We start from the raw sequence: 14,720 nt of genomic DNA, 5'->3' as shown, positions 1-14,720 counted from the left end.
CGCCTGGGCATAACGGGCGTTGGTGCTCATCGCGGGTAAACCGCACTCGATCAGGTACGCCACGATGTGGAAGATCAATCATAGTTACATTGATGGAGCATTCCTTCCCGTTCAGGGGAATGAAACGGTGCAATGCATCAACCCGGCGACCGAGGCGGTCATCGGTACGGTCACCTTGGCCAACCGTGAAGATGCCAGGCGCGCCATCGCGGCGGCTTCGCGTGCTCAAGTCGCGATGGGCCGCACGTCCAAGGCCGAGCGTATCGAGATGCTTGAGCAGTTGCAGGCTGCCGTACTGGCGAGCACGGATGAGATTCGCGATACCACCATCGAGGAGTACGGTGCGCCGTTCGCTCGAGCGCAATGGGTCAGTCGCTACGCCTCGCAGTCATTTGCCAATGCGGCGCAGGTGTTGAAGAACTACGACCTGACTCGTTCGGTCGGCGACGCGACCGTGGTGATGGAACCGGTCGGCGTAGCGGCGCTGATTGCGCCCTGGAACAGCACCGCCGGGACGATATGCAGCAAACTGGCATCAGCCATTGCGGCCGGCTGTGCATCGGTGATCAAACCGAGCGAGTTGAGTCCGTTGCAAACCGATGTGCTCGCCCAGGCGTTGCATCGCGCAGATTTGCCTAAAGGGGTTTTTAATATTCTATTGGGGCGAGGCGGTGATGTCGGTGATGAAATCAGCACCAACCCACACGTCGCGAAAGTTTCATTCACGGGGTCCACCGCCACCGGAAAACTCATTGCTCGCGCCGGCATAGAAACCATGAAACGAGTGAGCTTGTCGCTCACGGGGAAGTCCGCCTCCATCGTCCTTGATGACGCCGATCTAGACGCGGCCATTCCTCTTGCACTGAATGCTGCCTTCATGAATAACGGTCAGGCGTGCATCGCCGGCACGCGCCTGCTGGTGCCGCGCAATCACGCCGAGGACATCATCGACCGTGTAAAAAGCCTGGTCGGGGCGATGGTCGTCGGCAATCCGCAGGATCCTGCCACCGTTATCGGGCCTCTCGTCAGTCAGGCGCAATTCGACCGCGTCCAAGGTTTCATCCGCCGCGGGCAGGCACAAGGCGCGACACTGATTGCCGGCGGGGAGGGCAAACCGTTCGGCCTGGACAAGGGCTATTTCGTCAGGCCCACAGTCTTTGCCGACGTCAGCAGTGACATGGACATTGCTCAAGAGGAGATTTTCGGCCCGGTGCTGTCGATCATTGCGTATGACTCGCAAGAACAGGCGATCGATATTGCCAACGACACGCTCTACGGCTTGCAGGCCTATGTGTTTTCCCGGCAACCGGAACGTGCCCGAAGCCTGGCGTCCCGGCTGCAGGCCGGCTCGGTGTTGATCAACAGAATCGCGCCAGAGCTGCTTGCGCCCTTTGGCGGGGTCAAGCAGTCCGGTGTCGGCCGGGAGTTCGGTGTCTTTGGGCTGGAATCGTTTCTTGAGGCTAAAAGTATTGTGTCGGATTAGCCTGGGTTTGGCGGGATATCGTGTTCGCGTCTGGTGTTGTGAATAGCCAATGATTGCGAGGCAGAAGCAGGTGGTTTCCTTTGCTTCTGCTTCTGCTAAAGGTGTTGAGCATAGAGCGGAAAATCAGGCGAGTGTGATGCTCACAGGGATGTTGGTGCGCGTGGCTTTTGAGTAGGGGCAGTTCTGGTTTGCCGCTTCAATAAGTTGCAAAGCGGTGTCCGACTCTATGTCAGGCAACGATACGACCAGTCGGGCCTGCAGAGTAAAACCCTGTTCGCCATGGATCAAATCCACTTGGGCATCGACACCGGCCATCACTGGAAAGGCGATCTTGCGAGCATTGCAGGCATGGCGCAGAGAACCTAGAAAACAGGCTGACCAGCAGACTGCGAACAATTGCTCCGGGTTGGTACCTATTCCGGGCGCGCCGGGAGGAGAAAGCTTGAGGTCAAGTCGTCCATCATGGCTGCGGCCGGTGCCCTCTCGACCTCCTGTTGTGTAGGTGTGACCGGTGTAGAGGGTTTTTTCGATATTGATCATGAGTACTTCCTGGCGTTGATAACGCGGCATCGAAAGATCGAATCACGTGGCCTGCATCACTTGCCGGCAGTGGCGCGCCGCCCCACCTGCAAAAGCGTCGAAAACGGCTTCTGTGCCCGAGTTGCCCAGTAGAGTTGATCGTGCGATATCGAGAACCCACGCCCTGAACGGTAGGTTCGGGTCATAACCTGGCTGTCCAAGGTAGAGCGCCTTGAAAGCTTCCTGAACCAACGCCGCGGTGGCTCCACGCTTAATTCGCCCGGCCTGTACTTGGCCTTCATAGAAGGCGATAAGTAAGGGGGTCACTGCCGCAAAGAGTTGTTGTGACTCACGCCTGTCACGCCTGACGAAACCCGCCATTAAGGCGTGCAATTCGTCGTTCCCAAGCCGCTCAGCTGTGCTAAGGCAACTCACGCGATAACCTTCGGCCATGATCGGATTCCTCTACGTCATCTATTCAACTGATCAAGCAACCGGGGAATAGGAGGTTGCCAAAGTTTGAGTGGTGCAGCTCGAGCATGACGTCACAGGATGAGATTTACCAGTTATGCGGTGTTAGCGCTTAATAGTAGACCCGTTGGGTGGGCGAAGTTGAGAGGGTGGGGGACAACAACATCGTGTTTGCTATGTCCACTCATCATCCCAACGCACTCATTACAATAGCGTCAACGCTTGTCCTCCCATAGATAATTGGACACGATTTAAACAATGCGACGCTGGGAATGCGGACTGTTTTGTATGTAGACACCATGAGGCTGAACGGAAAAAAATTTAAATGCAGCGGCAACATATTGCCGCCTTAATTAAAGATCTGTATCGGCGCCTCTGCTGATCATGGATAGAAATGAGCTTGACGTATTTGAAACTCAGGTTTAACGAAATCTGCGTCTGCATGGCACATATTTTGCTATTTCGAATTGCAGTATCTATAAAATTATTTTCTATAAAGAGTTTCCCTTGATAATCGGAAACCGCGACTTCTCTTTGGCGTCTTGGAACAAGTCCGACACTCATACGAATCTGGTACAAAAGGATTCGCTTTTTAACTTGGTATCAGCCGCCCAATCCTCCCAGTCTGGAGTTTCAGGCGTCAGCAAAACCGAGACTTCGACGACGGACTCAGATAATAAAGAGGATTTTGACGAGGCTTTTGCGAAGATGATGATTAATTTGAGGACAGCATCATACAAATCCGAGGACGCTGAGGGTACAGACTCGGCCCTGTTGCCCATGGCAACAGCTCATAATCATGGCACCACATTTTCTACAAACAATGATGCAGCAGGCAATAATCTGGCTACGCGTCCTTACCAATCCCCACCCTCATCCGAAAAAACAGGATCGGAATTATTCAAGGATTACATGAACCAAACAGATGCCGAAAAGGTTAGAGAATAATTGACGGGTGTGAGTAAGGAGGAATATGAAAAAATATCTCCTGAAGAGCAAGCTTCCCTCGACAAAAGAGTCGAGGTGCTGACCAAGGAAAAATCCAGAACGGAGCAACAAGCGGTCAAGGCGAAGATTGACATGGTGAAGGCTGAATTGGCTTAAAAGTTGAACCCCAGTCATGAGGGCAGGAAGAGAACCTGTCCTCATTCTACGAAGTTGAAGGGAATGTTGCTCACTCTTGCAAGTATTGTCCGAACGAGGCGGCGTAACCATGTATTGTTGCCGCATGCGCATAACTAGAATTTTCAACTTATCAAAAAAATATTCCCGCCGAAGCCACTCAGCGTTAAGGTTGTGATGGGATTAACAGTAACTTTCCTGTGGTGCGCCTGCTTTCCATATCCAAATGTGCCTTTGCCGCGTCCGCTAATGGGTACTGCGCACCGATCTTGATATCGATTTCTCCGGCCAGGACCATGTCGAAAAGTTTGGCAGAATGGTTACGCAATAACTCTGGCGTACGTACGTGATCCATAAAAGTTGCGTAACCGATCTTTATGCTCTTTGGAAGGCTCATAAGTTCTATCGGGCCCGGTGCACCAAGGACCGGGCCGAACCAACAGAACGTCCCTGATATTCGGAGCGAATCGAGAGACCCTTTGAAAGTTTTCGGGCCAGAGCCGTCGTAAACCACATGTACGCCTTGACCGCCCGAAAGCCGGATAACTTCCTCGGCAAAATCGCCCTCCGTGTCGACGATCACATGGTCGGCACCCGATTGTTTTGCAATTGCAATTTTGTCGGGTGAAGAGACCCGCCCAATGACATGCCCACCTTTAAGCTTGATCATTTGAGTCAGCAGCAGACCGAGGCCACCGGACGCTGCATGCACCAAAGCAATGTCACCTGGTTGGACCGAATAGAAATCTGACGTGAAGTGGCTGGCTGTCAGACCCTGCATCATCACCGAAGCGGCGGTTCGATCATCTATTCCGTCAGGGATGGTCACAAGCGAGGAAGCCGGGCAAACGATCTTCTCTGAATAACTACCCGGTACGTAAACCCATGCGACGCGCTGTCCGGGTGAAATCCCTTTTACTCCTTCTCCGACAGATAAAACCCGGCCGGCTCCTTCGACTCCAAGGAGCTTGGGGTTTGGTACGTCCCGCCAGACACTTCCTTGTCTGGCGCCAATGTCCATGAAGTTGACCCCGGCTGCACTGACCTCTACGAGTACCTGGCCAGCATCGGGAGTAGGCGTCGGAAAGCTGACATATTCAATTACTTCGGAGCCACCCGGTTGGGCCATGACAATAGCTTTCATATTTGCACCTGTTTTGTTGAACGATCATTCCAGAATTGGGTAAAAAAGGCTCATTGCAGAGCCTTGAGCGTGAGGTGAGAAAGAGCGATCAGTTCGTCCTGGCTCGCCCCACCTCGTGCAGCGATACGAATCGCCGCCACGTTTGCCAGCAGGAAACCGGCTGCATAATCCGGATCAAGATGAATTGACAGATCGCCAACAGTCTTCGCCTCGCGGATACTTTTCACTAATTCGGTACGTAAAGCTCGACCAGATGGCTCGCGAATTTTATTCAGATCTTCTTCGTTACTGCCGAACTCAACAATCGAACCGATGCCAAGGCAAGGGCAATTGGCCTGCGCTACGACTCGTTCAAGCATCTTCTCAAGGCCTTCTATAGCCCTGGGACTCCCTCGCAACAAAGCGATATGAGCCGATGTTTCTGATGCGCCGTACTTCTTTAGCGCTGAGCAGTACAGCTGCCATTTGCCGTCGAAGGTATCGTAGAGACTCTGTTTACCGATCTTCATTGTAGTCGTCAGCATCTGCGTGGATGACCCCGCAAAGCCATGCTCGCGGAAAACCTCGACTGCCGCATCAAGCGCTACTTCTATATCGAATTCTTTAGATCTGGCCATGGCGAAACCATAGTTATATTGGAATGATCAGTCAATAATGATTTTAGGGCGTGGCAGCGTTGCCAAAATTGGTAGCGCGCCACAAACCGTTTGAGTTTTGTATCGATGTGTATTTCCTGGCGGCCCTGATACGCATCGATTTAAACGCCCATTTTTTTGACACAGGCCAGATACCTCTCAGGCTTTTAATAGGTTCCATCGAGGCAAACTCAATCGCCTCGGCTCAATTGAACGACCTAGCCATTGAAGCCTTGAGGAGATCACCATGAACACCAAAGCCGTCTATGCCGCTTGCCTGTTTGCCGTCCTGAACATCTGCACTTTGTCCGCCCGCGCTGAAGCAGGCGTCTCGCCTGAGACCTACACCTATGGCACGCACCTGGACATCAAGAAAGTGGTGTCGCTGACAGAGGACGCCGCACCTACCTGCGGGATTGTGAATGCCCAGATGACCTACCTGGATTCTCAAAGCAAAACGCAGGTCTTGGACTACCGCAAGTTCGCTGACGGCTGCATTGGTGACAACTGAGCCCTCCACTTACCGATTGCTAATCCCCTTTGAAACTGGAGAAAAACCATGAACAACGTGACTCGCTTTTTGACCGCCGCTGCTTTCGCCTTGGCTGGTGCTGCCGCTCATGCCAACGCCGCTGGTGAACAAACCTCCTGCGGCAGCAACACCTGCTTCCAGTTGACCCCTGTGAACGCGCAAGACGGCGGTGACTTCTTGGTACAGGACGGCTCGAGCCGTACGCCGCAAGGTCAGTTGGTAGCTGCCGATGGTTCGAGCCGTACGCCGCAGGGGCAGTTGGTAGCGGCTGGTGGCTCGAGCCGCACACCACAGGGGCAATTAGTAGCGGCTGATGGTTCTAGCCGCACGCCGCAAGGTCAGTTGGTGAATAACCAGACGGTTTGAATGATGTCTCATAAACACCACCACCCTTGTAGGAGTTGCTTGCCAACTCCTACAAGGGGCCCATCTCAACCAAAATCACACCCGATCAACTACCCGCACGCGAGCGCAGTTGCTGTCGAACGGACAGCTCTCTAACGAAATCGTCTACCTCAAGCGCCACAAGTTTGCCAAGCGCAGCGACAAGTCAGTCTGGCGCAGGTAGAGGGGTGCGTGCTCAACACTGACCTCGTAGCCATCGACGCCGAGTTGAAAGCACTTGGTCCAGTCTCGCTGCCGCACGAACCACGCCGACAGCCTATGTATGTTCCGTTACCGCCGTAGCACCCAAGTATCGTAATCCGGCCGACCCAGCGGGCCAGTGAAATTACAAAACTGCCGCGAGCGACTACGGCCGCAATAAGCAGGCTTGGCGGTGAACGATACCTTCGTGCAATCGAGAGGTTGCCAAGGGTCTGCTCTGATTCACCAACGCACCTGTCATGCGTCTTCCCATAAAATAAGGAGCTTCAATATGACATCCAAGAAAATCCTCTATACCGCTAAAGTACACACTACAGGAGCTCGCGATGGGGGCACTTCACGAAGCGACGACGGAAAGTTGGATATTCGCCATTCGCTACCGGGTATCAAAGGCAATGGTACAAACCCCGAACAACTCTTCGCGGCTGGCTGGTCGGCATGCTTTGACGGAGCGCTGGGGCTTGCGGCGCGCAAGTTTAAAGTCGAACTTCCGGCCGACGTCGCCATTGATGCCGAAGTCGATCTTTGCCTGGAAGGTGATGCCTATTTTCTGCGTGCTCGACTTAACGTTAGCCTGCCGGGGATAGAGCGTGATACAGCCCTGCTCCTGATCGATACCGCGCATCAGACTTGTCCTTATTCGAAAGCTGTTCGCGGAAATATAGACGTCGTTCTGAATCTCGTCTGAACGCACCCTGACGAAATCCCAAGTATGCGCATGACTGCCTAAGGTCTTCAGGTAGTTGTGTGTTTGTTTCTGCTTTTGAGTGAAGGGAAGTTGAGTGCTCAATAACCCGCTTGTTTCATTACATTTTACGGAACATTAGGCCGACCTATCCTTCGGTTGAATAGTCCTGTTTGGATGAACTGAAATCGTAATTTTATGTATCTGAGACCCTCCCGATACGAACTGGTTTATTTGCGGAGGTTGGTGACACACACGGGATACCTTAGCGGCGTTAAATGGCACCCATCGCAGCAGCACAAGCTGTCTTGCCGGATCAATCATTTAATAACTGGAGATGTCGTCATGACCTGGAAGAACCTCAGCATCGCTTCACTGTTTGCCATCGTTAGCCTCGGCGCCGTCGCAGCTAATGCCCAAGGGAATGTAACTCCGCACGCCTACATGTACGGTGATCACTTGGACATTGCCAAAGTGGTTTCGGTCAGCGAAGCAACTTCATCCGGCTGCGGTGTCGTTAACGCACGGATGGCTTATTTAGACTCCGCTGGCAAGTCTAAGGTGCTAGATTATCTCACCGTCGGTCAAGGGTGCGGCCAGAACAACTGATGTACATGTCCCCCGCAGATGGCGCCTTTAGGATAGACGCTGACACACCGGCTCTTTTACAGGTTCGTCTGCGGCCACGCCAGTCCCATTGAGCAATCGCATTTCCGCCACCCGCTGGCCTGACAAGAAGACCGTCATTGTGGTTTCCCAAAGTGTGCAGCTGGCACCGTTGCAAGTGCGGGTGGCATAGATTATTGGGTTGATACAATGTATGCGTCGGCATAAAACCGTTGCGATGTCAGGTCGCTGGCACCCGTAATCCCGTTTCGGATGCCGGCTTCAGAATTGGCGTCAGGCACAGCATAAAAAGAAGTACCGCAAACAGCATGTCATAAGCAAGGTCGTAGCGTCCGGTATAGTCACGCAGCGCGCCAAAGCAGACGGGGCCCAACGCTGCAATAAGGTAGCCTACGAAAAGCATGAAGACGGTCCATGTCCCGGCTTCTGCAGGCGTTTTGGAATTGTCCAGTGGCAACGTCATCCCAACTGTGAAGGACATGCCTAGACCGGTTGCTACAAGCAATACGTAAAGAATCGGCGAAGTATCTGGAGCAAACGCCATGCCCGCCGTACCAATGAGTGCAAGTACGGTGGTGATTCCCAAAAGACCACGACGGTCATGGGCCCTTCCAGGGATTAGGCCAGCACCGACACTTGCGATTGCAAACACCGCTGTAAATAGCCCAAGCAACACTCCGGCGGGCAGGGTGGTTAGAGCGGCTTCGGTAGATGCGGGTGCTAACCAGGCGAAGAGGGCATAGACCACGAATTGACTTGAGCCGAAATACAACGCTATGAACCACGCTTGAGGATTGCTCCACGGCATCCCGGTCTCGGCCGACCAGTTATCAACGGTGTTGACCTTCGGTGCGGAAGTTGCGAACCGTCGGGCCATCCACAACCAGCTTATTACAGCTGTGACGCACAGTAAGCTCCAGATCCCGGCACCCACCCGCCAGCTTTGAGCGAACTCAGTAATGGGCGCAGTGAATAACGCAGAAAGAGTTGCTCCTACGCTAAGGCCGGCGGCATAGATGCCCATGAAGAATGCTGGCCGATGTGGAAAGTGAGCTTTTATCCAACCGCCGATGAGAGCACCAGCAATTGCGATTCCGATACTGACCAGAAATGTACTGAGCAATAGAAAAACGGCATCCGGAGATATTGCCCGCACCAAGCAGGCTGCGCCAAGCAAAACCAGCGCTGCAATTACGCAACGGTCGGTACCAAAGCGCCGACTTAAATTGGGTGCGACTAAGGCGAAGATGCCCATGCATACATCGGGAATGGAAGTCAGCAACGCCGCTTGGGTAAAAGTCAAACCATATTGGTTTTGAATAAGCAGCAAGATGGGGCCAATAGAAACAATCGCCGGACGTAATGCAATGGAAAGAACCAATAAACCGATGACTGCAGGCACGCTATGTCTATCGGATGCATTTGGAGAAGTGTTGATGGGGGCCATTTTTTACGTACCCTTATTTTCGGAAATTTGATTAAGGGCGATCGTAGCAATATCAAAGAATCGGCAAGTGCCAGCTTATGTCTTCAAAGTGACAATGTCAGAGGCTTCGGCATTGCAACCCAATTAGTGAGTGTGATTGATGAAGCAAAAGGGACGGATTGTCAGCAAAGCCGAAGAATTGAACGGACGCAGTGAGGATTACCTAGACTATCAGGACGTACCGCGGCTGATGACGGCATTGGCTCGCAACCAAATGGCCGGGGAATACAATCCCCCGCATACCCATCGCCATGGCCAGTTGTTGTATGCCATCAGCGGTGTTATGCGTGTTGCGACCCGCGGTGGCATGTGGTTTCTCCCGCCTAAACGGGCTCTGTGGATACCCGCCGGAGAAGAACATGACCAATTGATGCTCAGCCCGGTCAAGATGCGTTCCATCTACATAGAAGCCGACGTCGCCGCAAGTTATGGAGATAGCTGCCGAGTCGTGGACGTTTCTCTGCTATTGCGCGAACTGATACTGGTGCTGGCCAGTGAACCCATCGAATATTCACTCGAGGGCCGTAATAGTCACGTCGTAGCTCTGATTCTTAGTGAACTGGAGTCTGCACGAACATTGCCGCTGCAGATACCGTGGCCGGTAGACCGCCGGCTGTTGGTGGTATGCAGCGCTATTCTCGACACTCCAGGGCAAGCTCGAAACGTAGACTATTGGGCGGACAAAGTGGGTGCCAGTTCGCGCACGTTGATCCGCCTTTTTCTCAAAGAAACCGGCCTGACCTACCGCCATTGGGTGCAACAGGTGCGATTGGCCTGCGCCTTGAACCGGCTCGAGAGGGGGGAGTCAATCGGGTTGATTGCCCGGGATCTGGGCTATGTTAGTGCAAGTGCGTTTAGCGCAATGTTTCGCCGTGCGATGGGAGAGTCCCCGCGGGCGTTTCTTATTCGCGAATAAAATAGTTAATGCAGCCAAAGGGCTAGCGCAGCAGCAGATGATTAGCACCGCCTTATCCGACGGTGCCATTCATCCTCGAAGAGTCAGACAAGCTGTAGGGTAGGGTCAACTGAGCGCAAAGCCCGCCACCTTCTCGGTTGTACAGTATTAAAGAACCTTGAAGTTTTAGCGTTAGTTGTTGCGAAATTGCCAAACCCAGCCCAGTACCACCCGTGTCACGGTTGCGCGAGCTTTCCACGCGATAGAACGGTTTAATCACTTCTGGCAATTGATCCTCGGGAATTCCTGGGCCACGATCCAGGATCTGAATCAACAAGCTCTTGTCCGTCTGGGGCTCTACGTTGATTTGGACCTCTGTGCCAAATTTCAGAGCATTGTCCACAAGATTCACCAGCACTCGCCGCAGTGCATGTGGTCGTGTATCGATAACGGTGCCGATTTCCGCGTTTAGAACCACACGTTTTCCAGTATCCAGATAATCGAATACCAGGCTGTCGAGGAAAGAGTGCAGATCGAGCCGGCGGCTGGTCTCAGTTGAACCATCCATGCTGCGCGCGTATGCCACCCCTTCCTGAACCAGATGCTGCATCTCGCTTAGGTCCTTACAGAGCTTGTCCTTCTCTATGCAGTCTTCCATGAACTCGGCGCGCAGTTTCATTCGCGTGATGGGAGTCTGCAAATCGTGAGAAATGGCAGCCAGCAGTTGCATGCGCTCTTTTATGTGATTCGCGATGCGTTCCTGCAAGGTATTGAAGGCAACTGCTGCGTAAGCCACTTCTATAGGGCCTGCCTCATCAAGACGAGTTCCTCCCCCGTTCGGATCAAGGGTATCGACTGCCTTTGATAGACGGGTTAGGGGGCGTATTGCAGTTCGTACCGCGAACCACGTACAGCCGAATAGTAGCAACAGCTGCACGACTAACAGCAACGGTAACCATGGCGATAGCGGGGATATTTTTGGCCGAACATCAATCGTCAGCGGGCTTCCGTCGCTCAGGCGTAGGTGCGCTTGATAATGCGGACGCAGGTCAGAAATATCAGTAAATCTTAGGTCGTAATCTTGCCCCAGTGTCGCTTCCATGGAGCTAACAGACGGCGGGGCGGAGGCCATGTTCATCGGCGTACCAGGTTGGCCCTCGTCCAGTTGATAGCGATAGTTGGGATGTTCGAAGCGCGTTAGCCAGCTTTGACGTTCACTAGCGGGCAGGCGCTCAAGCATTGCCACAGTGGTAGTCATGTCTTGCTCCAGATTGCCCAGCATCAGTGTCATCGCGCTTTGGTATCGCTCATAAAACTGCAGCCCAAAAGACAGTCCATGAGCTGCAACAAGGCTGACGAGAAAGATCAACGACAGTCGAGAGGCCAACGTTCTTGGCCACCGCAGCAGCGTCATGACTGCTCTCCTAAAATTTCCACCGGATAGGTGAAAACATACCCTTCGCTGCGCACGGTCTTGACGTAGGCTGGGTCGCGGGCGTCGTCCAGCAAGCGTTGACGCAGACGGCTTACCAATAAATCGATGGAGCGATCGAAGAGATCTGCGTCGCGCCCCTGAGTCAGATTGAGTAACTGATCGCGGCTCAGGACGCGTTGGGGGTGATCGACAAATACCCTCAACAAACGGTATTCCGCTCCGCTTAAGGTGACGATAGTGCCCTCGCCATCGAGCAAATGACGCGCAGTGGTATCTAACCGCCACTTACCAAACGCAAGCAGGCGACTAGCCTCGCTGACAATCAAATTGGGTGGCAGCATGCGCGTGCGGCGCAGTACGGCATTGATACGTGCAAGCAGCTCACGGGCTGCGAAGGGTTTAACCAGGTAATCATCAGCTCCCATTTCCAGGCCGATGATGCGGTCGGTTTCTTCGTTGCGTGCGGTCAGCATCAGGACCGGGATGCTTTTATGTTTGCCTGAACGAAGTTCTCGACATAGAAGCAGTCCATCGTCCCCCGGCATCATGATGTCCATCACGATGAGGTCTACGGTGGAAGACTCAAGAAAGGAGCGCATCTGTCGGCCGTCCGCCACGACTGTGGTTCGCAAACCGTTCTTTTTTAGGTAGTTACCTACGAGTTCTCGAATCTCGCGATCATCGTCGACTATCAGGATGTGATCAACGTGTTCCATCTGACTCACCATAGATCCTCAGCATTTAGCCATGTCCCCTAACGAGCGACGTTTTTAGCGATTGGGTGCGCGGCCGTCTATTACATCAAGGTGTAAGTGCTGCAACCCAGTTACGCGGGTACCTGAAAGAACTGGAACGCTTTTGAATCAGCGAGGCCACTTACGCCACGAGGTTCTAACCTTCACGCCGCCTCGCGTGATCTGGAACGGCTTCTAATGGCTGAGCCTTTGGCAGGACTGTATTGAATGGCTTTGGAATCATTATCAATGTTGGGGCTGGTGAGGAGGGGCAAGAGCAAATGACGCGAGTAGCCTTTTTGCTCTTGCTGATAGCGTCTCGATCAAGCTAGTTGTTCAATTGCCTGGGCGACGCCTGATCCGTATTCCGGATCAGCTTGTGTGCAGTGATTGATGTGGCGCTGCTTCGCCTGTGTACTAGCTCCGTGGATCGATCGCGCAGTGTTATCGAACAGCGCCTGTCTCTGAGCCGTGTCCATCAGCCGGAATAGGGCGCCAGGTTGGGTGAAATAATCTTCGTCTTCCCTGTGGTTCCAGTGCCAGGCACTGCCCAGCAGTGATAGAGGCGGCTCACGGAAGTCGGGTTGCTCCACCCATTGTTCATGGCTGTTGGGCTCATATCCGATGGCGCTTCCGGCATTTGCGTCGGTACGCATTTGCCCGTCCCGGTGATAGTTGTTGACTGGGCATCGAGGGGCATTTACCGGAATCTGATGATGATTTACGCCTACGCGATAGCGTTGCGCATCGCCATAGGAAAACAATCGAGCCTGAAGCATTTTGTCTGGTGAGAAGCTGATGCCAGGCACGACGTTGGCAGGGTTGAAGGCGGCTTGTTCGACGTCGACAAAGTAGTTGTCGGGGTTGCGGTTGAGCTCAAGGACACCGACTTCGATCAGGGGATGATCTTTATGCGGCCAGACCTTGGTCAAATCGAAAGGATTGATCGGATAAGACCCAGCTTCCGCTTCTGGCATTATTTGAACGTAGAGTTTCCATTGGGGAAAGCGACCCTCCTCAATGCTGGTGTACAAATCCCGTTGCGCGCTTTCGCGATCATCGCCGACCAGTTCGCAGGCTTGCTGATCAGTCAGGTTTTTGATGCCTTGTTGGGTTTTCCAGGTGAACTTCACCCAAAAACGTTCATTTGCCGGACTAATGAAACTGAACGTATGGCTGCCGAATCCGTGCATGTGTCGATAGGAGTGCGGTAGTCCGCGGTCGCTCATAACGATCGTGACCTGATGCAAAGCCTCGGGCAGTAGTGTCCAGAAATCCCAGTTGTTTCTGGCACTACGCATATTTGTACGTGGATCACGTTTGACTGCGTGATTGAGGTCTGGAAACTTCAACGGATCCCGCAGAAAAAACACAGGTGTGTTGTTGCCCACCAGATCCCAGTTGCCTTGGCCGGTATAAAATTTGATGGCAAACCCGCGAATGTCACGCTCGGCGTCGGCGGCTCCACGTTCGCCAGCCACGGTAGAAAATCGGACGAATACATCCGTGGTCTTACCAATGCTCGAAAATAAGTCTGCTTTTGTGTAGCGGGTGATGTCGTGAGTAACCGTGAAAGTGCCGAATGCGCCTGAGCCCTTTGCGTGCATCCGGCGTTCAGGAATAACTTCACGGTCAAAGTGCGCCAACTTCTCTAGCAGCCAAACGTCCTGCAATAACACGGGGCCTCTAGGACCAGCCGTTTGAGAGTTGTTGTTATCGCCCACCGGCGCGCCGGCTGCTGTCGTCAATTTTTTCATTATCGGACCCTTGCTTTTATGGTTGTTGAAAAAGCCTGCATAAGATGTGCTGGTCAGGAAAACGCGCGGCACCAGACATGACGGCCGCCATGGCCCGTAATTCCGCGCTTGTGACGTTCTTTGGCGTGTATCTGAAATGGGGGAAAATGATTAGCACTGAGCTCAGAGGAGGCTGAGCTGAACCTCGACATTGCCGCGGACGGCTTTGGAGTAAGGGCATGTCTGGTGGGCGGTGTAGATCAGTTTGTGCGCTACCTCGCGATCCAGTCCCGGCAAGCTGACGGTCAACCGAGCGCATAGAAAGTACGCCTCTCCACTGAGACAAAGATCGACCTCGGCATCGATAGAGACGTCAACCGGTAGTGACACCTTCTGCTTCAGTGCCGCCAGGCCCAGCGCCGCGTCGAAACAGGCAGACCAACTAGCTGCAAAAAGCTGTTCCGAGTTCGTCCCGCTGCTATCGAAACCCGGTAGCGAGTGCCTGATGTTCAAGCAGCCGTCATCACTGCGAGAGTAACCCCCGTCGCGAAAACCTTTTGTGTGAACCCTGACGGTATACAACGCTCTTCCGGCCCCCATCTCTATCTCC

17 protein-coding genes and 1 pseudogene are annotated in these 14,720 nt (G+C 53.4%); 9 read left to right on the top strand and 9 right to left on the bottom strand.

Features of this window, described 5'->3' with window-relative positions:
* Window positions 1–64: 64 nt before the first annotated feature.
* Entirely contained in the window at window positions 65–1,483 is a 1,419-nt protein-coding gene (locus GVL50_RS07205; RefSeq protein WP_159812279.1) for an aldehyde dehydrogenase family protein, read from the top strand.
* 123 nt (window positions 1,484–1,606) lie between these two features.
* Here the strand turns inward: GVL50_RS07205 and GVL50_RS07200 are convergent, their stop codons facing one another.
* Together GVL50_RS07200 and GVL50_RS07195 are read right to left on the bottom strand one after the other, a co-directional pair.
* Window positions 1,607–2,023 carry an Ohr family peroxiredoxin gene (locus tag GVL50_RS07200; RefSeq protein WP_159812278.1) on the bottom strand — a complete coding sequence of 139 codons (417 nt, stop codon included), beginning with the start codon at window positions 2,021–2,023 and terminating at the stop codon, window positions 1,607–1,609.
* Between the two features lie 42 nt (window positions 2,024–2,065).
* Window positions 2,066–2,455, bottom strand: coding sequence for a hypothetical protein (locus GVL50_RS07195; protein WP_159812277.1), 390 nt, complete (start codon window positions 2,453–2,455; stop codon window positions 2,066–2,068).
* Window positions 2,456–2,980: 525 nt separating this feature from the next.
* On the opposite strand from GVL50_RS07195, the gene GVL50_RS07190 reads away from it, so the two are divergent.
* Together GVL50_RS07190 and GVL50_RS07185 are read left to right on the top strand one after the other, a co-directional pair.
* Complete coding sequence (locus GVL50_RS07190; RefSeq protein ID WP_159812276.1) at window positions 2,981–3,421, top strand: hypothetical protein; 441 nt, start codon at window positions 2,981–2,983, stop codon at window positions 3,419–3,421.
* 9 nt (window positions 3,422–3,430) lie between these two features.
* Complete coding sequence (locus tag GVL50_RS07185) at window positions 3,431–3,577, top strand: hypothetical protein (protein ID WP_159812275.1); 147 nt, start codon at window positions 3,431–3,433, stop codon at window positions 3,575–3,577.
* A gap of 184 nt (window positions 3,578–3,761) precedes the next feature.
* On the opposite strand, the gene GVL50_RS07180 is transcribed toward GVL50_RS07185, so the two are convergent.
* Both GVL50_RS07180 and GVL50_RS07175 read right to left on the bottom strand, forming a co-directional pair.
* Window positions 3,762–4,739: a quinone oxidoreductase gene (locus GVL50_RS07180; RefSeq protein WP_159812274.1), complete on the bottom strand. Its 978-nt coding sequence runs from the start codon at window positions 4,737–4,739 to the stop codon at window positions 3,762–3,764.
* Window positions 4,740–4,789: 50 nt separating this feature from the next.
* The gene (locus tag GVL50_RS07175) at window positions 4,790–5,356 is read right to left on the bottom strand and encodes a TetR/AcrR family transcriptional regulator (protein ID WP_159812273.1); all 567 of its coding nucleotides are present in this window, start codon (window positions 5,354–5,356) and stop codon (window positions 4,790–4,792) included.
* Window positions 5,357–5,621: 265 nt separating this feature from the next.
* Between GVL50_RS07175 and GVL50_RS07170 the strand changes: the two genes are divergently transcribed.
* The 5 genes and pseudogenes from GVL50_RS07170 (at window position 5,622) to GVL50_RS07155 (ending at window position 7,806) form a co-directional block, all read left to right on the top strand.
* Window positions 5,622–5,885: a DUF2790 domain-containing protein gene (locus tag GVL50_RS07170; RefSeq protein ID WP_159812272.1), complete on the top strand. Its 264-nt coding sequence runs from the start codon at window positions 5,622–5,624 to the stop codon at window positions 5,883–5,885.
* A gap of 48 nt (window positions 5,886–5,933) precedes the next feature.
* Window positions 5,934–6,272 carry a hypothetical protein gene (locus GVL50_RS07165; RefSeq protein WP_159812271.1) on the top strand — a complete coding sequence of 113 codons (339 nt, stop codon included), beginning with the start codon at window positions 5,934–5,936 and terminating at the stop codon, window positions 6,270–6,272.
* Between the two features lie 124 nt (window positions 6,273–6,396).
* A pseudogene (locus GVL50_RS28950) lies at window positions 6,397–6,590 on the top strand (IS66 family transposase); the annotation flags it as partial.
* 193 nt (window positions 6,591–6,783) lie between these two features.
* Window positions 6,784–7,200 (top strand): organic hydroperoxide resistance protein, encoded by a 417-nt coding sequence (locus GVL50_RS07160; protein ID WP_159812270.1) that lies wholly within the window; start codon window positions 6,784–6,786, stop codon window positions 7,198–7,200.
* Window positions 7,201–7,542: 342 nt separating this feature from the next.
* Window positions 7,543–7,806 (top strand): DUF2790 domain-containing protein, encoded by a 264-nt coding sequence (locus tag GVL50_RS07155; RefSeq protein WP_159812269.1) that lies wholly within the window; start codon window positions 7,543–7,545, stop codon window positions 7,804–7,806.
* A gap of 238 nt (window positions 7,807–8,044) precedes the next feature.
* On the opposite strand, the gene GVL50_RS07150 is transcribed toward GVL50_RS07155, so the two are convergent.
* Window positions 8,045–9,271 carry a CynX/NimT family MFS transporter gene (locus GVL50_RS07150; RefSeq protein ID WP_159812268.1) on the bottom strand — a complete coding sequence of 409 codons (1,227 nt, stop codon included), beginning with the start codon at window positions 9,269–9,271 and terminating at the stop codon, window positions 8,045–8,047.
* Window positions 9,272–9,410: 139 nt separating this feature from the next.
* Between GVL50_RS07150 and GVL50_RS07145 the strand changes: the two genes are divergently transcribed.
* Entirely contained in the window at window positions 9,411–10,226 is an 816-nt protein-coding gene (locus tag GVL50_RS07145; protein WP_159812267.1) for a helix-turn-helix transcriptional regulator, read from the top strand.
* A 52-nt stretch (window positions 10,227–10,278) separates the two neighbouring features.
* Here the strand turns inward: GVL50_RS07145 and GVL50_RS07140 are convergent, their stop codons facing one another.
* From GVL50_RS07140 to GVL50_RS07125, 4 genes are all read right to left on the bottom strand, one after another.
* Entirely contained in the window at window positions 10,279–11,619 is a 1,341-nt protein-coding gene (locus tag GVL50_RS07140) for a HAMP domain-containing sensor histidine kinase (RefSeq protein WP_159812266.1), read from the bottom strand.
* Window positions 11,616–12,356 carry a response regulator gene (locus GVL50_RS07135; protein ID WP_123419598.1) on the bottom strand — a complete coding sequence of 247 codons (741 nt, stop codon included), beginning with the start codon at window positions 12,354–12,356 and terminating at the stop codon, window positions 11,616–11,618. The genes GVL50_RS07140 and GVL50_RS07135 overlap by 4 nt, the downstream gene beginning before the upstream one ends.
* 341 nt (window positions 12,357–12,697) lie before the next feature.
* A complete protein-coding gene (locus GVL50_RS07130) occupies window positions 12,698–14,131 on the bottom strand; it encodes a catalase (protein WP_159812265.1) in 1,434 nt (477 codons plus the stop codon).
* A gap of 162 nt (window positions 14,132–14,293) precedes the next feature.
* Window positions 14,294–14,710 carry an Ohr family peroxiredoxin gene (locus GVL50_RS07125; RefSeq protein WP_033046113.1) on the bottom strand — a complete coding sequence of 139 codons (417 nt, stop codon included), beginning with the start codon at window positions 14,708–14,710 and terminating at the stop codon, window positions 14,294–14,296.
* Between the last annotated feature and the right edge of the window lie 10 nt (window positions 14,711–14,720).

The sequence above is a fragment of the Pseudomonas sp. 18058 genome (assembly GCF_902706155.1).
GTDB lineage: Bacteria > Pseudomonadota > Gammaproteobacteria > Pseudomonadales > Pseudomonadaceae > Aquipseudomonas > Aquipseudomonas rustica.
This window is presented reverse-complemented; position numbering and strand designations above follow the sequence as displayed.